Source organism: Phyllobacterium sp. LjRoot231, assembly GCF_964253365.1.
GTDB lineage: Bacteria > Pseudomonadota > Alphaproteobacteria > Rhizobiales > Rhizobiaceae > Phyllobacterium.
The window spans coordinates 3760703-3781369 of sequence record NZ_CAXUQT020000001.1 but is presented as its reverse complement, the minus strand read 5'-3'; the positions used below and the strand labels follow the sequence as shown (position 1 = coordinate 3781369).

The 20667-nt window shown below is 56.1% G+C and carries 20 protein-coding genes; 7 read left to right on the top strand and 13 right to left on the bottom strand.

The genetic code is table 11. The features are described from left to right. Positions 1-3: 3 nt before the first annotated feature. From ACSQ3H_RS18870 to ACSQ3H_RS18840, 7 genes are all read right to left on the bottom strand, one after another. Positions 4-1497, bottom strand: a complete 1494-nt coding sequence (locus ACSQ3H_RS18870; protein ID WP_436118449.1) for a replicative DNA helicase — start codon at positions 1495-1497, stop codon at positions 4-6. Between the two features lie 277 nt (positions 1498-1774). Continuing rightward, positions 1775-3055 carry a class I SAM-dependent methyltransferase gene (locus ACSQ3H_RS18865; RefSeq protein WP_436118448.1) on the bottom strand — a complete coding sequence of 427 codons (1281 nt, stop codon included), beginning with the start codon at positions 3053-3055 and terminating at the stop codon, positions 1775-1777. Between the two features lie 193 nt (positions 3056-3248). Continuing rightward, the gene (gene rplI, locus ACSQ3H_RS18860) at positions 3249-3818 is read right to left on the bottom strand and encodes a 50S ribosomal protein L9 (RefSeq protein WP_436118447.1); all 570 of its coding nucleotides are present in this window, start codon (positions 3816-3818) and stop codon (positions 3249-3251) included. 26 nt (positions 3819-3844) lie between these two features. Continuing rightward, positions 3845-4816, bottom strand: a complete 972-nt coding sequence (locus tag ACSQ3H_RS18855) for a DUF2232 domain-containing protein (RefSeq protein WP_436118446.1) — start codon at positions 4814-4816, stop codon at positions 3845-3847. 145 nt (positions 4817-4961) lie between these two features. Beyond that, positions 4962-5210 (bottom strand): 30S ribosomal protein S18, encoded by a 249-nt coding sequence (gene rpsR, locus ACSQ3H_RS18850; protein WP_008128538.1) that lies wholly within the window; start codon positions 5208-5210, stop codon positions 4962-4964. After that, entirely contained in the window at positions 5210-5638 is a 429-nt protein-coding gene (rpsF, locus tag ACSQ3H_RS18845) for a 30S ribosomal protein S6 (protein ID WP_436118445.1), read from the bottom strand. Before rpsF ends, rpsR begins: the two co-directional genes overlap by 1 nt. A gap of 276 nt (positions 5639-5914) precedes the next feature. Beyond that, a complete protein-coding gene (locus ACSQ3H_RS18840) occupies positions 5915-6136 on the bottom strand; it encodes a type II toxin-antitoxin system HicB family antitoxin (RefSeq protein WP_436118444.1) in 222 nt (73 codons plus the stop codon). A 416-nt stretch (positions 6137-6552) separates the two neighbouring features. On the opposite strand from ACSQ3H_RS18840, the gene fabD reads away from it, so the two are divergent. The 7 genes from fabD to gmk all read left to right on the top strand — a co-directional run bounded on the left by fabD (position 6553) and on the right by gmk (position 13029). Beyond that, entirely contained in the window at positions 6553-7497 is a 945-nt protein-coding gene (fabD, locus tag ACSQ3H_RS18835) for an ACP S-malonyltransferase (RefSeq protein ID WP_436118443.1), read from the top strand. Between the two features lie 13 nt (positions 7498-7510). Continuing rightward, entirely contained in the window at positions 7511-8248 is a 738-nt protein-coding gene (gene fabG / locus ACSQ3H_RS18830) for a 3-oxoacyl-[acyl-carrier-protein] reductase (RefSeq protein WP_436118442.1), read from the top strand. A 278-nt stretch (positions 8249-8526) separates the two neighbouring features. Continuing rightward, on the top strand, positions 8527-8763 hold the full coding sequence (locus tag ACSQ3H_RS18825; RefSeq protein WP_091880344.1) for an acyl carrier protein: 237 nt from the start codon (positions 8527-8529) through the stop codon (positions 8761-8763). Positions 8764-8873: 110 nt separating this feature from the next. Further along, the gene (fabF, locus tag ACSQ3H_RS18820; RefSeq protein WP_436118441.1) at positions 8874-10136 is read left to right on the top strand and encodes a beta-ketoacyl-ACP synthase II; all 1263 of its coding nucleotides are present in this window, start codon (positions 8874-8876) and stop codon (positions 10134-10136) included. A 91-nt stretch (positions 10137-10227) separates the two neighbouring features. Further along, positions 10228-11439 (top strand): endolytic transglycosylase MltG, encoded by a 1212-nt coding sequence (gene mltG, locus ACSQ3H_RS18815; RefSeq protein ID WP_436118440.1) that lies wholly within the window; start codon positions 10228-10230, stop codon positions 11437-11439. 55 nt (positions 11440-11494) lie between these two features. Beyond that, a complete protein-coding gene (locus ACSQ3H_RS18810) occupies positions 11495-12382 on the top strand; it encodes a YicC/YloC family endoribonuclease (protein WP_436118439.1) in 888 nt (295 codons plus the stop codon). A gap of 32 nt (positions 12383-12414) precedes the next feature. After that, positions 12415-13029: a guanylate kinase gene (gmk, locus tag ACSQ3H_RS18805; protein WP_436119494.1), complete on the top strand. Its 615-nt coding sequence runs from the start codon at positions 12415-12417 to the stop codon at positions 13027-13029. On the opposite strand, the gene rsmA is transcribed toward gmk, so the two are convergent. The 6 genes from rsmA to ACSQ3H_RS18775 form a co-directional block, all read right to left on the bottom strand. Then, on the bottom strand, positions 13026-13847 hold the full coding sequence (gene rsmA / locus ACSQ3H_RS18800; RefSeq protein WP_436118438.1) for a 16S rRNA (adenine(1518)-N(6)/adenine(1519)-N(6))-dimethyltransferase RsmA: 822 nt from the start codon (positions 13845-13847) through the stop codon (positions 13026-13028). The genes gmk and rsmA overlap by 4 nt on opposite strands. Next, positions 13844-14866 (bottom strand): 4-hydroxythreonine-4-phosphate dehydrogenase PdxA, encoded by a 1023-nt coding sequence (gene pdxA, locus ACSQ3H_RS18795; protein ID WP_436118437.1) that lies wholly within the window; start codon positions 14864-14866, stop codon positions 13844-13846. The genes rsmA and pdxA overlap by 4 nt, the downstream gene beginning before the upstream one ends. A gap of 15 nt (positions 14867-14881) precedes the next feature. Next, entirely contained in the window at positions 14882-15835 is a 954-nt protein-coding gene (locus ACSQ3H_RS18790) for a SurA N-terminal domain-containing protein (RefSeq protein ID WP_436118436.1), read from the bottom strand. 141 nt (positions 15836-15976) lie between these two features. Continuing rightward, the gene (locus ACSQ3H_RS18785; protein WP_436118435.1) at positions 15977-18322 is read right to left on the bottom strand and encodes an LPS-assembly protein LptD; all 2346 of its coding nucleotides are present in this window, start codon (positions 18320-18322) and stop codon (positions 15977-15979) included. Position 18323: 1 nt separating this feature from the next. Beyond that, on the bottom strand, positions 18324-19412 hold the full coding sequence (gene lptG, locus ACSQ3H_RS18780; protein WP_436118434.1) for an LPS export ABC transporter permease LptG: 1089 nt from the start codon (positions 19410-19412) through the stop codon (positions 18324-18326). Then, entirely contained in the window at positions 19412-20614 is a 1203-nt protein-coding gene (locus tag ACSQ3H_RS18775) for an LptF/LptG family permease (RefSeq protein WP_436118433.1), read from the bottom strand. The genes lptG and ACSQ3H_RS18775 overlap by 1 nt, the downstream gene beginning before the upstream one ends. Between the last annotated feature and the right edge of the window lie 53 nt (positions 20615-20667).

Sequence of the window (20667 nt, the reverse complement as noted above, 5' to 3'; positions counted from 1 at the left end):
GGCTCACTCGAACCGTTCAGGAAGATGCGAATCTTCGGCGAGATCGGTAAAGCGGGTAAATTCTGCCTGGAATGCCAGCCTTACCGTGCCTGTCGGGCCGTGACGCTGCTTGGCAACGATGACTTCTGCCTTGCCCGTCGCTTCGTTGAGATCAGCCTGCCATTTGAAGTGCTCTTCAGTCCCGACCTTCGGCTCCTTGTTCTTGATGTAATATTCGTCGCGATAAACGAAAAGTACCACGTCGGCGTCCTGCTCGATCGACCCAGATTCGCGCAAATCGGAAAGCTGCGGATGTTTGTCTTCGCGGCTTTCGACCTGACGCGATAGCTGGGAGAGGGCGATGATCGGCGTGTTCAGTTCCTTGCCGAGCGCTTTCAGGCCCGTGGTGATTTCGGTAATTTCCTGCACGCGGTTTTCCGACGCGCGCTTGGAGGAGCCCTGCATCAGCTGAATATAATCAATGACCAGAACGTCGAGCCCGCGCTGGCGCTTCAGACGCCGCGCCCGTGCGGCAAGCTGGGCAATCGAAATACCGCCGGTCTGGTCGATGTAAAGAGGCACTTTCTGCATGTGCTGCGAACAGGCAACGAGCTTTTCGAAATCGGCTTCACTGATTTCACCGCGACGAATTTTCGATGAACTTATTTCCGACTGCTCGGAAATAATACGCGTCGCCAGCTGTTCCGACGACATTTCGAGCGAAAAGAAGCCGACGACGCCGCCATTCTTTGCTTTGAAAGTGCCATCGGCCAACTGCTCCGGTTCATAAGCGGCGGCAATGTTGAAGGCAATGTTGGTGGCAAGGGAGGTCTTGCCCATGCCTGGACGTCCGGCGAGGACGATCAAGTCGGACGGCTGCAGACCGCCCATGCGCGCATCGAGTGCGCGAATGCCGGTCGAAACGCCGGAAAGATGGCCGTCGCGCATGAAGGCAGCATTGGCCATGTCGACGGCGGTCTTGACCGCATCGGTGAAGGTCTGGAAGCCGCCATCGTAGCGGCCGGTTTCAGCGAGTTCGAACAGGCGCCGTTCCGCATCCTCGATCTGACCTTGCGGCGCCACATCGACCGGCGCGTCATAGGCGATGTTGACCATGTCTTCGCCGATGGTGATCAGCGCGCGGCGGGTGGCGAGATCATAGATCGCCCGGCCGTAGTCCTCGGCGTTGATGATGGTCACGGCTTCCGCAGCGAGGCGGGCAAGATATTGCATCACCGTCATTTCGCCGATCTTGGCGTCGGCGGGCAGAAACGTCTTCAGCGTCACCGGATTCGCCATCTTGCCCATGCGAATCATATCGGATGAGACTTCGAAAATCTTGCGATGCAGCGGTTCGTTGAAATGGGTCGGCTTCAGAAAGTCGGAAACACGGTAGAACGCGTCATTATTGACGAGAATAGCCCCCAGTAAGGCCTGTTCAGCCTCGATATTGTTCGGGGCCTCGCGGTAAAGTGTATCCCGCGCCTCGTTGATCTTGCGTACCGTAGCTTCAGCCATTTCGTATTTTCCCGTTCTCCGATCACTATGGCCCAGTGGGGAAAATTATAGCGTTGCAGATTTGCCCTTATCACCGCAATTCACACAGATGCGGATAAGAAAACCTGTCGCTTGACTCTGACGGTCGACTATACCGTGAGTCGCGCTGAAAAAGCGATGTTCTAAGGGGCGTTTTCGCGCTGATCACCTCAACGCAATCCCCGTCATCCTCTGGTCTAGTGTGAGGATGACGGAGAAGGGGTTAAGTGGAGTTTCACTCCCGTCTAGAGAAGGGGCGTTACCGACCTGCCACCGATTCTTTCGTTTCGACCTGGCTGTTTGCCGAACTGCGCTCGCATTCAAGCCGCTTGAGCCGCTTTTCTTCCTTCTCGATATAATTCCGCGTCAGCGGCACGGCTTCTTGCCGGTGTGCCAGCTGGATCTGGAACACCACCAGGTTTTGCCAGCGGAAAGCCGCCTCGGAGGCTGCGAGATAGAACTCCCACATGCGGCAGAAGCGTTCATCATAGATCGCCTTGGCTTTTTCGCGATTCTCCATGAAACGCTGCCGCCAGATACGCAGCGTATCCGCATAGTGCAGTCGGAGAATCTCGATGTCGGTGATCACCAGACCAGCCTTTTCGATGTGCGGAAGGACTTCCGAAAGCGCCGGAATATAGCCGCCCGGGAATATGTATTTCTGAATGAAAGCATTGGTATAGGACGGGCCGTCGGAACGCCCGATTGAGTGCAGGAGGAATACGCCATCCTTTTTCAGCAGCCGGGCCGTGTGCTGGAAATATTCCGGGAAATGCCCGATACCGACGTGTTCGAACATGCCGACTGACACAATCCGGTCGAAGCTTTCTTCGATGGTGCGGTAGTCCTGCAAGTTGAATTGTGCTTGCGCAGTCAGGCCTTCGTCAAATGCCCGCTTGTTGGCAATGCCGTGCTGTTCTTGCGACAGCGTCACGCCGGTGACATTGGCTTCGAGATGCTTGGCGAGGTAAATTCCGAGACCGCCCCAGCCGCAGCCGATATCGAGCGTCTTGTGGCCCTTTTCGATCAGTAGTTTGGCTGCGATGTGACGTTTTTTCGCCAGTTGCGCTTCTTCCAGCGTTGCATCCGGCCGTTCAAAATAGGCACACGAATATTGCATGTCCGTATCGAGAAATAACTTATAGAGGTCTTCCGAGAGATCGTAGTGCCGCTGCACGTTGCTGGAGGCGCGGGTCAGGGTGTTCATCTGGTACAGGCGGCGGGTCGCGCGGCGGATTCCCTCGATCGCCAGCATCCAGGGTTCCTTGGCGACGGTCGCCCCGGTATTCTCGAAGATGATCTTCAGAACGTCATAAATATCACCATCCAGAACATCAATATCGCCGTTCATATAGGCTTCGGGAAAATGCAGCGACGGGTCGAAGGCGATTTTCCGCTCCGCCGCAGCGCTGTTGATGCGGAAGCGCATAGGTTCGCCGGTTCCATCGCCGAACGTTTGCGACTTGCCGGAAGAGTCAATTATGATCAGGGTACCCGTATAGATCATCCGCGAAAGCGCGGCTTTAAGTATGGCATTCATGAACAATCTCCATCATTGACGATAGAGCTCGGCCATTGTGGGGCTCGGGAGGTGAGCCGTGGTCGGGCGTGGTAGGACAAACAAATCTAATCGTTTTTTTGTTCCTGAAAAGCAAAAAAATACCCGGCATTGCTGCCGGGTACTTTCAAAATGTTGATGAGATCATTCGAAAGAATGATCTATCGAAGAAAGATCAGGCGTTTTCTTCGCCGTCTTCGTCTTCATCGAAGAATTCGTCCGCAAGCGGAACTTCTTCAATACCGTAGATCGCTTCAGCGGATGTAAGATTTTCACCCTTTACCTGACGCTCGGCTTCCTCTGCCGTACGAGCAATATTGACGGTAACCGTTGCCTCGACTTCTGGATGAAGTGTCAAAACGATCTTGTGAAGTCCGATGGTCTTGATCGGCGTGTTCAGTTCGACCTGATTGCGATTGATCGAGAAACCTTCGGCAGTAATCAGATCGGCGATATCGCGTGTCGAAACTGAACCGTAAAGCTGACCGGTTTCGCCAGCCGAACGAACGGCGATGAACGACTTGCCGTCGAGCTTTTCGGCGATCGCCTGTGCTTCGGTCTTGCGTTCGAGGTTGCGTGCTTCAAGTTGAGCGCGCTGGCCTTCGAACTTCTTCTTGTTGGTTTCGTTGGCACGAAGAGCCTTGCCCTGTGGCAGCAGGAAATTACGGGCAAAGCCGTCCTTTACCTTGACTGTTTCGCCCATCTGGCCGAGGCGGCTGATACGTTCGAGTAGAATGACTTCCATTTGAATTATCCTTTCAAGTCTAATGTTTAATTGTCGTTGCTGGGTGGTGTTGTATTCGCAGCCCTCGAAACCGGTGCGTTGCGCGACGTGTCGAACAGACCGGCCAGAAGGAAGAGGAAGAGCACAAAGGCGAAAAGCAGAACCGCGAGATAAGCGAACCACAGCGCCACAGGACGCCAAGGCGCACCGCGCGTTCTCGCGTGCAGTATGGCGAAACCCGCCATCGTGAAACCGGCACCAAGCGCACCGGCAATAGCTGTCGCGGCATAGCCGATGCCGCCCGGCAAAAAGCAGGCAGCGCAGGCGATGGCGAAGATGATAAGCGCCGCGCGGGGCATGCGGAGCGCGCGCGGCCAATCATCGTGCGGCCGGCGCAACTTGCCAGATGCAGCAGTCAGCCGCAGCGCCAGATAGAGGTTGGCGACGATCATCATCATCCATACAGCCGGCTGCAGGGCAGGCAGGACGCGCACGACAAACAGTGCCATGCTCTGCGCGACATCCGCGTTTGCAGCGAGTTCAGGATTACTGGCAGCAAGCTGCTGCCCCAGCGATTTCGCCAGTTCGCCGGCAAGTTCATCGCCAAAGCCGACGAGCACGCCGATGACGATGAAGCTCGCAGCGACGATCAGCGCGAGGCGCAGCAGGGTATCAGCAAGCGGATACCAGACGGTAACGTCTTTCGGTCCGCCGATTTCTTCAGCAGGACGTGCAAGGCCGGTAAAATAAGATGCTGCGGCAGCAGGAAGTGCAGTAATCAGGACAACGATCAGCGCGGCCATTGGCGCAGCAAGTACGGAGACGGCGACAGCCATGGAAAGGGCGGCAATCAAGCCGGCAGCCGTACCCCAGCCGAGAGCCGCTACAAAGATCGGTAGCGGCGAAAACAGCAGTAGCGCCATGGCGAGGCTCGATTGCGTGATCACACCAACCGAAAGCAGCGCGGCGCTAAGCCCCGCTAACACTCCAACACCAATATCTTTTGCAGTCAGTTTCATTTCGCTCGCTGTCCTGCTTACCGAAGCAGTTAGAGGCGGTTTTTAAACCAGTGCCTCAACTTGGGTTTTCTAGTTCACCAGACCCGCGCCCATCGCGGATGGAGAAATGAAGGCGGCGGATCGAAATCCACCGCCTTCGATCTTGTTATTTTACAACGTAAGGCAGCAGACCAAGGAAACGGGCACGCTTGATCGCCTGGGCGAGTTCGCGCTGCTTCTTCTGGCTGACAGCCGTGATACGGGAAGGAACGATCTTGCCACGCTCGGAAATGTAGCGCGACAGGAGCTTTACGTCCTTGTAGTCGATCTTCGGCGCATTGGCACCCGAGAACGGGCAGGTCTTGCGGCGGCGATGGAACGGACGGCGGGTCGGGATCTGATTGATATCAACCATTATTCTGCTCCTTCACCGGCTTCGTTGTCACGCGGACGGCGTGGACGGCGCGGACGGTCGTCATCGCGGCCTCCGAACTTGTTGTCGTCGCGGTCGCGGCGATCGTCACGGCGAGCGAGCATGGCCGACTGGCCTTCCTCGTGTTCGTCAACACGGATCGTCATGAAACGCAGGACGTCTTCGTTGATGCGCTGCTGACGCTCAAGCTCTGCAACAGCTGCTGCCGGAGCAGTGATGTTGAGCAGGGAGTAGTACGCCTTGCGGTTCTTGTTGATGCGATAGGTGAGGGCACGAAGTCCCCAGCTTTCAACACGCCCGACTGTGCCGCCATTGGTCTCGATGATACCCTTGTACTGTTCTACAAGCGCATCGACCTGCTGCTGCGAAATGTCCTGTCGAGCAAGGAACACATGTTCATAAAGAGCCATTGTCTTTGCCTTTCTTCGTTAATATTGCCCGGAATCAACGGTAAACCTCTGCGAATCTCTCTGCCGGATGACCGGGGAAGAAAGGACGCTGATGGAGACGATCGAGAGCGGAGACACGGGAGGCTGAAGCTTTTATGCTTCGACGGATCGAAATCCGGCCCTCCGTTCAGCCCCCAGCTGACGCCGAGCAATGAACGGGCGGCTTATACGGGCAAATGTTCAAAGAAGCAACCCGGCTGGAAATTTTATCCGAACAGGAGCATTTGACTGTGTAAATCAGGCAAACGTGAGCTTTTGGGACGGTGCTGGAATATCGCGTCCCAATGCGCTGGCCGCTTCGATCCATGCTTCGATCGCATCATATGCATTGTGTACGGCCTCTTCAGGCGTATCGCCATCGCTCATGCATCCAGGTAGATCTGGCACATAGGCACCGAATCCGCCGCCATCCTCATCGGATAGAGGAGAAACAACCACCGGATACTTACGATAGGCCATCTGACTTCCTCACAGCGTCAACAAATTCAACGAATTTCTTTATATATACGGCCTTGATTGGCCTTTTGAAAGGGACCGTCAAAATCTCATGCTGAGATGGATGTGAGATTTTATAATGGGAGCTGCCGGCACGAGATCGCTCACACTTAATAACAAATTCCCTGCAAACCGCCTGTACGTTTTCAATGCGCCAGTCAGCCTTCGGATTCCAACGCATTTGTTCAAGGCGTCTGCTTACCAAAATTACCATTCCTCCACTTCGTTGTCATTGTGCAGCGAACCTGGAAAAGCGATCAATCTATCAATTGGTCTTAAGACAGGTGCGACGTACTGTGCATCAAAGCTTGACTTCGCGCTTGCTGATAGGCACATCGCGCGGCAGATTGGCACGATCATAGTCTCTGGAGGCGCAGCTTATGTCCATTGCATTCACCTTTCCGGGTCAAGGAAGCCAGGTTGTCGGCATGGGCAAGGTTTTGGCGGAGAGTTTTCCGGAGGCTCGCGCTGTTTTCGACGAGGTGGACGAAGCGCTGGGGGAGAAGCTGTCTTCGATCATCTGGGAGGGCCCGGAAGACACTTTGACGCTGACCGCCAACGCGCAGCCCGCACTTATGGCTGTGTCCATCGCCGTGTTTCGCGTGCTGGAGTCCAAGGGCGTATCCTTCAAGAACAAAGTTGCCTTCGTCGCCGGCCATTCTCTCGGCGAATATTCGGCGCTTTGTGCAGCCGGCACATTCTCTCTATCCGATACGGCGCGTCTCTTGCGTATTCGCGGCAATGCCATGCAGAAGGCCGTTCCAGCGGGCGAGGGCGCCATGGCCGCCATCATCGGCCTTGAACATGAGGACGTTGAAGCCATTTGCGCCGAAGCCTCGAAGCAGGGACCTGTACAGATCGCCAATGACAATGGCGGCGGCCAGTTGGTCATTTCTGGCGCAAAAGTGCCGGTGGAGGCAGCTGCTGCGCTTGCATCAGCCAAAGGCGCCAAGCGTGCGATCATGCTGCCTGTTTCCGCCCCCTTTCATTCTGCTCTGATGGAGCCCGCCGCTGAAGCCATGCGGGTAGCGCTGGCCAATGTCACCAAGAACGATCCGGTCGTACCGCTTATTGCCAATGTCCGCGCTGCGCCCGTCAAGTCTGCGAACGAAATCGCAGCCTTGCTGGTCGAGCAGGTGACAGGGCAAGTGCGCTGGCGCGAGACGGTACAATGGTTTGGCGAAAACGGTGTGACCACACTTTACGAGATCGGTGCCGGCAAAGTGCTGACTGGTCTCGCGCGCCGTATTAACAAGGACATTTCCGGTATAGCCGTTGGCACCCCGGAAGACATCGATGCGGCCGTAGCTGCCTTGAACGCTTAAAAAGGAACGCGCAATGTTTGATCTTACAGGCCGCAAGGCTCTTATCACGGGTGCGACAGGTGGTATTGGCGAGGCAACCGCCCGCGCGCTCCACGCACAGGGCGCAATCGTGGGTCTTCACGGTACCCGTGTCGAAAAGCTAGAAGCTTTGGCGGCCGAGCTTGGTGAGCGGGTCAAGATTTTCCCGGCTAATCTCTCCAATCGCGATGAGGTCAAGGCGCTTGGCGAAAAGGCCGAAGCCGATCTCGAAGGCGTTGAAATTCTCGTCAACAATGCCGGCATAACCAAGGACGGCCTGTTCGTGCGCATGAGCGATGCGGATTGGGATAACGTGCTTGAGGTTAACCTCACAGCTGTTTTCCGGCTGACCCGCGAACTAACCCATCCCATGATGCGCCGCCGCTATGGCCGCATCATCAACATCACCTCTGTGGTGGGCGTGACCGGCAATCCCGGCCAGACCAACTACGCCGCGTCCAAGGCCGGGCTGATTGGCTTCTCCAAATCGCTGGCACAGGAGATCGCCAGCCGCAACGTCACCGTCAATTGTGTGGCGCCCGGTTTCATCGAATCGGCCATGACAGACAAGCTCAACGACAAGCAGAAGGAAGGCATCATGTCGGTCATTCCGATGCGCCGGATGGGCACGGGTGCCGAGATTGCTTCGTCGGTTGTCTATCTCGCCAGCAATGAAGCCGCCTACGTTACCGGCCAGACCATCCACGTCAATGGCGGCATGGTGATGATTTGATCCAGAATGCACCGGTTGCACGATTGCACCCGATGGTATCGGTGGGTATTGGCCTCAATCACATTTATGAGATTGAGGCCGCGAATAAAGCGTGATAAGTCGCGCACCAGTCTGGGCAATCAAACCGATTTGATACCCTTTCAATTCCGCAAGGAAAGAGCCGCGAGGGTGGGTGTTTTAGCTGTTAAACAGGGCGGAACAACCATCTTATTGCTTGATTAGAGTCATCCGTGCCGCTAACCAAGGCATTGGGAAAAACAACAGGTTGAGGTTTCCACATGAGTGATACTGCAGAACGCGTCAAGAAAATCGTTATTGAGCATCTGGGCGTTGATGCCGAGAAAGTCACCGATGGTGCGAGCTTCATCGACGATCTGGGCGCCGACAGCCTTGATACTGTCGAGCTCGTGATGGCTTTTGAAGAAGAGTTTGGCGTCGAAATCCCCGACGATGCTGCCGAGACGATTCTGACAGTCGGCGATGCCGTTAAGTTCATCGACAAAGCATCTGCCTGATTTTTGTTCGGCCCTGCAGCACATGGATCGTGATATAAGGTATTTAGCCTTGCTCGTTCATGTGTTGGGCCGGAACCAATCATGTTGCATTTGATAGTTAAGGATCTGCCATGAGGCGCGTTGTCATAACCGGCCTTGGGCTGGTTTCTCCTCTTGCATCCGGTGTAGAGCTCACCTGGTCGCGGCTTCTGGCCGGCCAGAGCGGTGCCCGGCGTGTAACGGAGTTTGAAGTTGAAGATCTGCCTTGCAAGATTGCATGCCGTATTCCGGTAGGTGATGGCTCCGACGGCACATTCAATCCTGACGATTGGATGGAGCCCAAGGAGCAGCGCAAGGTCGATCCTTTCATTATTTACGCTGTCGCGGCTGCCGACCAGGCGCTTGCGGATGCCAAGTGGGCGCCGGAAAGCGATGAAGATCAGATACGGACCGGTGTTTTGATCGGGTCCGGCATTGGTGGTCTCGAAGGCATTGTCGAGGCGGGCTATACGCTCCGCGACAAGGGTCCTCGGCGCATCTCACCATTCTTCATTCCCGGCCGCCTGATCAATCTGGCTTCCGGCCACGTATCAATCAAGCACAAGCTGCGCGGCCCGAACCATGCGGTCGTTACCGCTTGTTCGACCGGCGCGCACGCTATCGGTGATGCATCGCGTTTGATTGCTTTCGGCGACGCCGACGTAATGGTCGCTGGCGGGACAGAATCGCCAGTCAGCCGCATTTCGCTAGCCGGCTTTGCTGCCTGCAAGGCCTTGTCCACTGCGCGCAATGATGATCCGACAACTGCTTCCAGGCCCTACGATGAAGACCGTGATGGTTTCGTCATGGGTGAGGGTGCTGGCGTTGTCGTTCTTGAAGAGCTGGAACATGCCCTGGCTCGCGGTGCAAGGATTTATGCCGAGATCATCGGCTATGGCCTTTCAGGTGACGCTTACCACATCACCGCACCATCGGAGAGTGGTGAGGGCGCACAGCGCTCCATGGAAATGGCTTTGAAGCGTGCGGGCATAACGCCGGACGATGTGGATTACATCAATTCGCACGGCACATCGACGATGGCCGATACGATTGAACTTGGCGCCGTCGAACGTGTTGTCGGCGATGCGGCGTCGAAAATCTCGATGTCGTCCACTAAGTCTTCCATCGGTCATCTTCTTGGTGCTGCCGGATCGACTGAGGCGATTTTCTGTGTACTGGCGATCCGCGACAACATAGCTCCGGCAACGATTAATCTCGACAAGCCGTCCAAGGAAACCAAGATCGATCTGGTTCCGCACAAGCCGCGTGAACGCAAAATCGATATCGCGCTGTCCAATTCCTTTGGGTTTGGCGGCACTAACGCCTCGCTCGTGATGCGGCGTTACCAACAGTGATTGATTTCGTGGCGGAAGCGCTTTCGCGCTTTCGCCATATTCACACCCGATTCTACCGGCATCAGCCGGTATCATGCCCCGAGGTGCTTGCGTGAGTTCAGATCAGCAGTCTGAAGAGACAAACGGTTCAGCCGCCGCCAACGTGGCGGATCGCAAGCCGATTGTCCCGCAATCGGCCTCTGAAGCTTTGCGTCCCGAACCCGGTACACCGCCACCTGCGCCGAAGCGGCGCTCGCGCCGCGCTCGCAGCCAGATCGTTGTCTTTGCCAATTTCATGCTGTCACTCGTCGTGCTCGTGGTTCTCGCCGCCGCCGCCGCAGTCTATTTCGGCAAGCTCGCCTTCAACGAGCCTGGACCTACCGATGTTACAACCAATTACGTCGTCAAGAGCGGTACCGGCATCGTTGAGATAGCCGATGGCCTGGAGAGGCGTGGCATTATCAGCGATGCGCGTGTCTTCAAGTATGGCGTACAGGCTTACGGCCATCAGGGTGACATGAAGGCTGGCGAGTATGAAATCAAGGCGCACGCGTCCATGCGTGAGATAATGGATCTTTTGCGCAGCGGAAAATCGGTCCTTCGTTCTCTGACAATTCCGGAGGGGCTCACCGTCGAGCAGATTTTCCAGCGCGTGCGTGAAGATGACGTGCTGGTTGGCGATTTGCCTGCAGTCATGCCGAGCGAAGGCTCGCTTTTCGCCAATACGATGCGCTTTTCTCGCGGCACAACGCGCGAGGAACTTATCAAGAAGATGCAGGCTGATCAGAAAAAGCTGGTTGAAGACATATGGGAGCGCCGCGATCCCAAGACTCCGTTGAAAACCATCGAAGATTTCGTGACACTTGCATCCATCGTCGAAAAAGAAACCGGCAAGGCAGACGAGCGCCCGCGTGTCGCCGCCGTCTTCATCAACCGCTTGAACAAGCGCATGCGTCTGCAGTCCGATCCGACAATCATTTACGGCCTGTTTGGTGGCAAGGGCAAACCGTCCGACCGCCCGATTCTCAAGTCCGATCTCGAGAGACCGACGCCTTACAACACCTATACGATCAATGGCCTGCCACCTGGGCCTATTGCAAATCCCGGTCGTGACGCGCTGGAAGCTGTTGCTCATCCGTCGCAGACCAAGGACCTTTATTTTGTCGCCGATGGCACTGGCGGACACGTATTCGCCGAGACGCTCGACGAGCACAATGATAATGTGAAGCGGTGGCGCGAGGTCGAGAAAAACCGCCTCGATGAAGCTGCCAAGGCAGCAACCGGCGACAAGAATGCATCGCCGGACGCAGATAGCGGAAATTGATACTGGAAAGGCCTGACGGAGCTCAGGCCTTCAGCCTTTGTTCCAGGGGGTAGACATGTCGTTGCAAAGTATGACGGGATTTGCCCGTCACCTCCGGAACAGCGCCGGGGTGCAAATCTCGTGGGAAATCAAATCCGTCAACGGCAAGGGTCTCGACGTGCGGTTTCGCTGGCCCACGGGTCTTGAAACGATCGAACAGAGGGCCCGAGCACTCTTCGGCCAGCATTTCAAGCGCGGCAACTTTCAGGCAGCTCTCACCATCGACCGCAGTGCCGGTGTTGCCAAGGCGATCATCAATGAGCCTCTTCTGAAGGAATTGGCTGCCATCGCGGCGCGTCTGCGTGAGGATTATGGACTGGCGGCATCGACGCCGGAAGGCCTGATGGCGCTCCGTGGTGTCCTGGAGGCACCGCAGGAGATCGCGGCACCGGAAGAGCAGCACAAGCTTGAAGAAGCAGTCCTCGCCGTTCTGGACGAGACGCTTATTCAATTGGCGCATAATCGCCAGGGGGAGGGTAAGGCACTTGGCGAGATTCTGACGGTGCAGATCGCTGCGATCGAGATGCTGGTGGAACAGGCAAGGCTTGATCCCAGCCGCTCGTTCGATGCTGTTCGCGCGCGTCTTGCTGCACAGGTCTCGCTGCTGCTCGACGCCGCTCCCGCATTGGATGAATCGCGGCTGCATATGGAAGCGGCGTTCCTTGCAACGAAGGCCGACATCCAGGAGGAGCTTGACCGGCTGGAAATGCATGTCACCGCCGCCCGTGATCTTCTGAAGGAAGGTAATGGCGTCGGCCGCAAGCTCGATTTCCTGACACAGGAATTTAACCGCGAAGCAAATACGCTCTGTTCCAAGGCCAATGCCGCTTCAATTACTTCAATCGGGCTTGACCTGAAGGCTGTTGTGGATCAATTGCGCGAGCAAATACAGAATCTGGAGTAACTATGCCCAACAGCATTAAAAGACGCGGTCTCATGCTCGTCCTGTCATCTCCGTCCGGCGCGGGGAAGTCGACGATCGCGCGGTTGTTGCTTGAGGATAAAGCGCTGAAGCTGTCATTGTCGATCAGCGTCACCACGCGTCCGCGCCGTGCCAGCGAGATCGACGGCGTACACTACCATTTTATTTCAACACGCGAGTTCGAACGGCTGCGTGACAGCGACGCGCTGATAGAGTGGGCGGAAGTTCACGGCAACTTCTATGGCACGCCGCGTGAGGCTGCAGAAAACGCCCTGGCTGACGGTCAGGATATGCTTTTCGACATCGACTGGCAGGGGGCTCTGCAACTGCAAGAAAAGATGAAGGGCGATATCGTCAGCATCTTCATCTTGCCGCCCTCGATGGCAGCGCTGAAGCAGCGGCTGCACCGGCGTGCTGAAGACGCTGAAGAAGTCATCAATATGCGGCTCAACAATGCCCGTAACGAGATCGAGCGCTGGCGATCCTATGACTATGTCATAGTCAATGAAGATCTGAACCGGGCCTATCATCAGGTCCAGTCGATCGTCACCGCCGAACGCCTGCGCCGTGACCGCTGCCCGGGCCTGTTCGATTTCGTCAGCAGTCTTCTTGATGAAAAGCTCGATTAGAGCGCGTTGGCGAGGGACACAAACTCGTCTATCGAAAGCGTTTCCGCCCGGCGTGTCGGGTCGATCCCGACCTTGGCAAGCAGCGCTTCACCGCCAAGTGATTTGATACTCTGTCGTAGCATCTTGCGTCTCTGGCCAAAGGCTGCCTGTGTGACGCGCCCCAGCGTTGCCGCATCGCAGGCGAGGGGCGCCACGCGCGGTACCAGATGGACGACCGAGGAGGTAACCTTTGGCGGCGGCGTGAACGCCTGCGGCGGAACGTCGAAAGTGATCTTCGCTTCCGTTCGCCAGCCGGCCAGTACCCCGAGACGGCCATAAGCATCCGAGCCTGGGCGTGCGACGATACGCTCCGCCACTTCGCGCTGGAACATGAGCGTCAGTGATGCATAGAAAGGCGGCCACGGTTCACTCAACAACCAACCGATCAGCAATTGCGTGCCGACGTTATAGGGAAGATTGGCGACTATCTTCACCTTGCTGCCGCCTCCTAGTGTAGCGAAATCCGCGTCCAGCGCATCGCCCGCAATGACGCGAAGCCGACCTTGGTAATGATCGGATATCTCCTGCAAGGCGGCCAGGCAGCGTTCGTCGCGCTCGATGGCGATAACATTGGCACCTTGGGCTAGGAGGGCACGCGTAAGCCCGCCCGGTCCGGGCCCCACCTCGATGACAGTCTGATCCTTGAGATCGCCTGCCTGCCGCGCAACCTTTCCTGTGAGGTTCAGATCGAGTAAAAAATTCTGACCGAGCGACTTCTTGGCCATCAACTCATGGCGTTGGATAACTTCGCGAAGCGGTGGAAGGCTATCTATGTTCATGCGCCAGGGTTCTGGCTGGCGCGATTTAACGCCAGTTCATCGGCAAGCCGCAGCGCTGCAATGAGGCTGTCGGGCTTGGCCTTGCCGGATCCTGCAATATCGAAGGCTGTGCCATGATCCGGCGACGTACGGACGAAGGGCAGACCCAGCGTAACGTTGACACTGTCATCGAAACCCAGCGTCTTGGCGGGGATCAGTGCCTGGTCGTGATACATGCAGATGGCGGCATCATATGTGGCTCGTGCAGCGGCATGGAACATTGTATCTGCGGGAAGAGGCCCCCGTGCGTCGATACCCTCTGCACGCAGCGTCTCCACCGCCGGACGCACGATGACTTCGTCTTCCATGCCCATACTGCCGCCTTCGCCCGCATGGGGGTTCAATCCGGCAATGGCAAGCCGTGGATTGGCGATGCCGAACTGACTCTTGAGTGCCAGTGCAGTGATACGGCAGACCGTCAAGATCGTCGCCGTGTCGAGAACAGCCGGAACTTTGTTCAAGGCAATGTGGATTGTTACGGGAACCGCCCGTAGCTGCGGTCCGGCCAACATCATCACCGGCGTTACCTCGTATCCCAGATGCTCGCTTGCAAGATGGGCCAAAAACTCCGTATGACCCGGAAATTTGAAGCCCGCCTCATAGAGCGGTTTCTTGGCAATGGGGCAGGTGACGACAGCGCGTGACCGGCCTGAAAGCGTCAGCGCTACGGCCTGTTCAATGGCCTCGATCGTTCCTGCCGCATTTTCGGCCAGGGGGACGCCCGGTCGATCCGATTGTCGATTCTTCAGTGGCAAGATTGGCAGTGCCTGGTCGAATATAGCGGCCGCACTCTCCGGCGTAGCAATCTGCAGAGGGACCGTTAGACCCAATTGGGCCGCGCGTGAGGCTATTAGTTCCAGGTCTGCAATCAGAAAGAAAGCAGGAAGCTGCAGTGCCTCGCGCTGCAGCCACGCAGCGAGCGCAATTTCTGGGCCAATACCCGAAGGATCACCGGAACTGACGGCGAGAGCGGCTTTCATGCCAATGCAATCCCATCATTCAGAGACGATTTTCGCCTTGCTGCGCAGTTCCTCGAGATATTTCTTGTCGACCGCGGCCGCTGACGCATCCTGCTTGCCATCCCCCGCGGCTGCTGTCGCTTCCTGGGAAAAGACGAGACGGGCAACACGGTCGTCGGAGACTTGACGGGTCGAGCAAACGCCGAGAAACTCAACGCCCTTGTCCGTATCCTGGGTCGCAGTCGCGTGACCGACCGCCGTGGCAGTGACCAGCTTTGACCATTCCGGCGGCAGCTCCTGCTCGACGAATTTCCCGAGATCGCGCACCGTGACATCCAACGTGCCTTTAGCGATATCGCGGGTTGTCTCGCAGCCGCTGAACCGGGCGCGAAGGGCGTTGGCTTCGCCGCGCCGCTTGGCCAAAATGCCGCGATTATTGGCAGGCACGACGAATATCACCTGCTGCAACTGATATTCGGTGGAGACGGGCTTCTTGCCGCCGTCCTTGAGCATGCGTTGCACGGCATCCTGCTCGGAAACCTTGGTTCCGCCTTGGGTGCGGTTGCGCGTAGCTAGCGCACGGCCCCAACTCATCTGCATACGGATGTATTCTTTGAAGTGCTCCGGTGTTACCCCGGCCTTGTCCAATACGCCATTGAGCTGATTGAGTGTCATCTTGTTGTTGGTAGCAAAGCGCGCATAGGCGTCGTTCACTTCACTGTCCGAAACAAGCAAATTGAGGCGTTTCAATTCCTGACGCTTGAGCGCCTCGTCCGTCAATTCATCCCGCGCCTGCTGGGTAAGGTTTCCCTTTTTATGTTGCAATTTCAAAAAGGCGGCACGCTTTGAAATATCGTAGTCAGTGATGGCGGCTCCGTTGACGACAATCTTGATTTCGCTCGCCGCAGCAGGCAATGTCACGCCAGCCGTCATAACAGAACTCAATGCGGTGATTATCGCCGCTGCAAGAATATGCTTCCTCACCATCATTTCTCAACTTTATCCGATCATTGACCATTTCTGCGAAATGGACCGTAGTTTTATTCTTGTGATGTTCATTTCCTCTTTATTGTCGCTTTACTAAGGCAAAAGCATGACTGGCCGCAAGTGCGGCCAGCTTAGACAATAAGATTAGATTCCGCCGATATCGACCGGCTTGCCGAATTCCCACAAGGTCCGGAAGGAAATATTGAAGCCGAACGTCGTGGTCTTGTCGCCAGTGGCGCCAGTAGAGGTGACCGGCTCCTCCTGGGTATAATACATGCTGTAAGTGAAGCACTCATCGTCATAGGCGAGCGCAGCAGTACGCTTCACAAGCGTATCGGATACGAGATCATAGGTACCAGAGCCCAGCAGGCGCCAGTTTGGAGTCAATTTGGCCGAGCCACCCACAGTGACTTCATTCCTGTCGTCGGGGAAACCATACGTTTCCTGCGCGGCGATGAACGCATATTTCACATACAAGGAGCCATATTTACCCGCAGTCGCAGTTGCGACTGTTGCACGCTTGACTTCAAAATCATCCTTGTCGAATCTTCCGCCAGTCGTGATATTGAACCCGCCACGATTAGCGCCGATCATTGCAACATAGTCGGAACGAGCTGATTCCAGTCCGGATTCAGCACCTGCGTTGACAAAATCCGCAGTTGCGAAGGAGTTCAAGCCACCAAGCTGGAAGGACTGGCCGGCAATACCGTTCAAGCCCCAGCCATTGTTGAAGGTACCGGAATAGCGGAGACCGAGATTGGCGCGGGTGCCTCCCTCCACACGATCATATCCGGAAAACTTGTCACGCTCGAACAGGTTCGATGCATCGAATACGAAACTCTGCGCGTCCTCGTTCGGCATCTCACCCGCATAGGATTCGTTGTTGCGAACGAAAAGCTGGGCTGTCGGCTCGAGCACGTGAGTCGAGTTGGCAGCTGTAAACAGGATTGGCCATTTCGTTTCAAGACCGGCGGTCGCCATCGGACGGAAGGCATCAGAACGTGTGACACCGTCGGTATTGGAATCGACATACATACCATCGCCGCGCAGAGCGAGAAGGGGGGTTATGACCAGCCCGTTGTCAGAGATAAAGGTGCGTTTCCATTCGGCTTCCCCGGTAATACGGCCATCGTCGCCTTTTATGCCGGCTATGTAGCCTGTCCGATCGACACCGTTGAAATTACCGTCAAATTTGTCACGATGCAGTGCCTGCAAATTCAAATCGAAATTGAGTTCGCCGCCCGCAACAGACTGCGTTGGCGTGTACGCATAGTCCAGGCTCGGCAAGACCCAGGGTTGCTTCTGCTCCGAGGAACTCGGATCGGAATTTTCGAAACCCTCCTGAACATGAAACCGGTAGAGACTGAGATCGAAATAGTTGCGATCGTGCAGACCCCGGAGATAGACGTCGTCGGTTATATTATAATTGTCATAATTTTCGATGCCGTAGCGATAGGCGAAAGCCTTGTCCGACTGAGCCAGGACATTCCAGCCGAAAGTCCAGCGCGGGTTTATGTTGAATGCGCCGGTCGATCCGATCATTCCGCGCGTCGTGGCATTTTCATCGACCTCGTCGCCGGCAATACTGTTGAAAGCGCCGGGATCGCGTTGGTCGATGCCGGCAAGCTTGATCGTATATTGACCATTTTCCAGCCGGTGACGCCATTCGGCTTCGCCCAGGAAGCCTTGCTGCGTATAGTAGGTTCCCTGCAACGTCAGGTCGTAATTGGGGGCCAGCGCCCAGAAATAGGGGACGGTAATGCCGGAACCGAGTTCTGTTTCGTGGCGATAGCTCGGCATAAGGAAGCCGCTCTTGCGCTTGACCGTAGGGTCGGCGATTTCGAACGCCGGCAGGAATGCCAGCGGCATGCCGAACATCTCGAAGCGGCCGCGCTCAAAACGAATGGTCTTCTTCTTGCCATTCCAGATGATCTTCTGGGCACGAACCTGCCACAGCGGCGCCCTGTCGGGTTTTGCCCGGCAGGGCTCGCACGCCGTGTAGATACCGTTGTTGAATGTCGTCAGTTCGCCGCCGATGCGCTCGGCGCTCTCGGCTGCAAAGCGGGTATTGTCCGCAGCTTCAACGCGTAATGCGTTGACGAAGCCTTCCTTGAAATCATCGGTAACGTCGAGATTCTCCGCATAGATACGGTTACCGTCTTTCTCGACGATCTCGACCTTGCCTTCCGCCTTCAGACGGCCGGTGTTCTGGTCATAGGTGACCTTCCGCGCGACTAGGCGGTTTCCGTCATAGTCGATCTGCACGCCGCCGACCGCGGAAATGGTCTTGGCGTTGATATCATAGACAAGCTCATCCGATTCCAGCAGCAATTGTGCATTTGGATCCGTCTTTACATTCCCGACAAGTGCATTACCCGTTTGGGCATAGGCTGGGAGCGAAATCCCGCCCGCAAGGCATAGCAAGGCCGTGCTGCACGCAAGGTGTGCAAGCCACGCCGGCAACACCGAGCGCGTTACATTCAATCCCACTCTAACCATCCTCCTTGTGCAACAGAAAGGAGACCCCAAAAAATGTTGCAATCAACACGGGTGTCCATGCGGCAACGAAAGGCGGAACGAATCCCGCATTACCGAATGCCTTGACCACAACAGTGACGACATAAAGCACGAAGCCTGCGAGGACGCCACCCAGAATCATCGTCCCCGATTGTCCAAACCGAACAAATTTCAACGAAACGGTTGCAGCAATTAAAGTCATCGCCATCAGCAGAGCCGGCAAAGCCAATAAAGACTGGAAATGCATGTCAAAAGCGTTGGCTGGATAGCCAAAAGAACGAGCTGCGGCAATTTTGTTACGCAGCTCAAAAAAAGGAATCGTCTCGGGCCGGGCGAGGCTTTCTTCAACGAATTCAGGGCGCAGGTGGGTTGGAATGCGCACCGTTTCCTCGGAAACCGGCGTCTCTCCCAACACGAATTTCGTCACCTGATTCAGCTGCCAGAAACCGTCGTCCAGATCGGCAGTCTTGGCGTCAAGCCGTTCGATAACGTCCTGATTCTTGTCAAGGCGGATGAAGACGGCATCGACGAGGCGCAATCCCCGGTTGAGGATCGACTTGGAGCCGATGATCGTTTCGCCCTCTTCGGTTTTCTGCCTCAACCAGGGGACGCGATCGGCCGATACGTCGTTGGCTTTTCCGGCGCGCCAATTTGCGGTTATCTGTTCGCTACGCTCAAAGCCATAGGCTGCAAGCGGATTGACGATCAGCACAGCCGCCAGCCCAAAGAGAAACGCGCCCGTACAGGCCGGCAGGAGAAACTGCCACGCAGAAACGCCGACCGAACGGGCGACGACCAGTTCATATTTACGATTGAGCGAAATAAGCGTCGCCATCGCAGCAAACAGCGCGATGAACGGAAACACCTGCTGCATGATGTAGGGAATGCGCATCACCGACAGCCCAAAGGCCTGGATCGCGGAATAGTCGGGCAGCGCAGACAGTTTTCCCGATAATTCGGTGAAATCGAGGATGAGGGCCAGCGCAAAGCTGCCCATCAGAAAATAGCATGTGATTGTCACATAGCGGAGGAAGAAGTAGCGCCCTAGCGTCCAGCCGATCATTACCGGTGTCCTCCGCGCTTGCGACCGAACAATCTTGCTCCGGCGTTGGCGAATGCCGCCTGTCTGGTTTCAAAGACACTTTTGAACCAGTTGCTCCACGTTGTCGGGATACCGATCTGGCGATTGGTTGCGAGCGCATAGATCGCGGAAAGCGCCGCGAGAATCGGAATTGCGAACAGCATTGGCAGCATTGACGCGTTCTTGTCAGTGCTCTGGCCGGTCGAATATCCCAGCCAGAATACAATGAGACTGATCGTTATGGCCGTAAATGAAGCGGATATGCGTGCTTCGCGATGGGAACGCGAGTCAGCAGCTGCAGCGAGGGAGATGAGCGCAAACACGATCGGATACATCCAGTCCGACAGGCGCTTGTAGAGCTCGGACGTATATCGCAGCGGACGTTGTTGATATTGTTTATCGTTCGGATCCGGATTCATGAGGTAATCCAGAGGCCGGTCCTTCGGGAAGATCGTGGCTTCCTTGTCGTCCGACGAAAGAAATGCCGCGAGATCAAGCGCATAGGTGTTGAACTTGATGATGGACACATTGCCGGTCTGCACATCGCGTCGATCGACCTCGCCATCCTTCATGATCAGCAGGCCTTGATCGGCGGTTTGAACGACGAGACCTTCCTTGGCGTAATAAATGAGGTCCGTCGTCTTGTCGCGGGAATCGGAAACGAACAGGCCCTGGATCGTGCCGTTGGAATCGCGGTTCTCGATCTGGAGGTAGAGGTCTGTATCGATTTCCCTAAACGAGCCCTGTTGAACCACGAGATTGATCACATCGCCACGCGCCTCGGCCACCATCTGGCGCATGTTCATCTGCGAATATGGCACGACAAAGTTGGAAATAAGGAAGGATGCAGCTGCGATGATCAGCGCAAAAAGCATGACAGGACGAATTACGGCGGACCGCGGCGCGCCGGCCGCATTGATCACCACCAGTTCTGAATCCTGGTTCATCGTCGAAAGCGTTTGCGTCACGGCAATCACCAGCGCAAACGGCATCACCACGGGGAAGGCGGATGGAAGCAAATTGGAACTGAACTTGAGAATATAGAAGAAGCTCTGGCCGCTGGTCGTCAGAAAATTGATGCGGCCAAGCACCTGGACGATCCATGTGATTCCGACCGCTGAAAGCAGAACGGCAAAAAACATGACGACGATCCGTCGCAAGATGTATATCTCAATCAGGCGCATGTCATGTTTCGCAAAAAGAGTTCCGCCACCTTGTTCGACCAGCCGTTCATTAA

Bases quoted from the DNA above. Each gene is read 5' to 3' on its own strand.
- ACSQ3H_RS18870 (WP_436118449.1), bottom strand. From the start codon at position 1,497: ATGGCTGAAGCTACGGTACGCAAGATCAACGAGGCGCGGGATACACTT.
- ACSQ3H_RS18865 (WP_436118448.1), bottom strand. From the start codon at position 3,055: ATGAATGCCATACTTAAAGCCGCGCTTTCGCGGATGATCTATACGGGT.
- rplI (WP_436118447.1), bottom strand. From the start codon at position 3,818: ATGGAAGTCATTCTACTCGAACGTATCAGCCGCCTCGGCCAGATGGGC.
- ACSQ3H_RS18855 (WP_436118446.1), bottom strand. From the start codon at position 4,816: ATGAAACTGACTGCAAAAGATATTGGTGTTGGAGTGTTAGCGGGGCTT.
- rpsR (WP_008128538.1), bottom strand. From the start codon at position 5,210: ATGGTTGATATCAATCAGATCCCGACCCGCCGTCCGTTCCATCGCCGC.
- rpsF (WP_436118445.1), bottom strand. From the start codon at position 5,638: ATGGCTCTTTATGAACATGTGTTCCTTGCTCGACAGGACATTTCGCAG.
- ACSQ3H_RS18840 (WP_436118444.1), bottom strand. From the start codon at position 6,136: ATGGCCTATCGTAAGTATCCGGTGGTTGTTTCTCCTCTATCCGATGAG.
- fabD (WP_436118443.1), top strand. From the start codon at position 6,553: ATGTCCATTGCATTCACCTTTCCGGGTCAAGGAAGCCAGGTTGTCGGC.
- fabG (WP_436118442.1), top strand. From the start codon at position 7,511: ATGTTTGATCTTACAGGCCGCAAGGCTCTTATCACGGGTGCGACAGGT.
- ACSQ3H_RS18825 (WP_091880344.1), top strand. From the start codon at position 8,527: ATGAGTGATACTGCAGAACGCGTCAAGAAAATCGTTATTGAGCATCTG.
- fabF (WP_436118441.1), top strand. From the start codon at position 8,874: ATGAGGCGCGTTGTCATAACCGGCCTTGGGCTGGTTTCTCCTCTTGCA.
- ACSQ3H_RS18810 (WP_436118439.1), top strand. From the start codon at position 11,495: ATGTCGTTGCAAAGTATGACGGGATTTGCCCGTCACCTCCGGAACAGC.
- gmk (WP_436119494.1), top strand. From the start codon at position 12,415: ATGCTCGTCCTGTCATCTCCGTCCGGCGCGGGGAAGTCGACGATCGCG.
- rsmA (WP_436118438.1), bottom strand. From the start codon at position 13,847: ATGAACATAGATAGCCTTCCACCGCTTCGCGAAGTTATCCAACGCCAT.
- pdxA (WP_436118437.1), bottom strand. From the start codon at position 14,866: ATGAAAGCCGCTCTCGCCGTCAGTTCCGGTGATCCTTCGGGTATTGGC.
- ACSQ3H_RS18790 (WP_436118436.1), bottom strand. From the start codon at position 15,835: ATGATGGTGAGGAAGCATATTCTTGCAGCGGCGATAATCACCGCATTG.
- lptG (WP_436118434.1), bottom strand. From the start codon at position 19,412: ATGATCGGCTGGACGCTAGGGCGCTACTTCTTCCTCCGCTATGTGACA.
- ACSQ3H_RS18775 (WP_436118433.1), bottom strand. From the start codon at position 20,614: ATGCGCCTGATTGAGATATACATCTTGCGACGGATCGTCGTCATGTTT.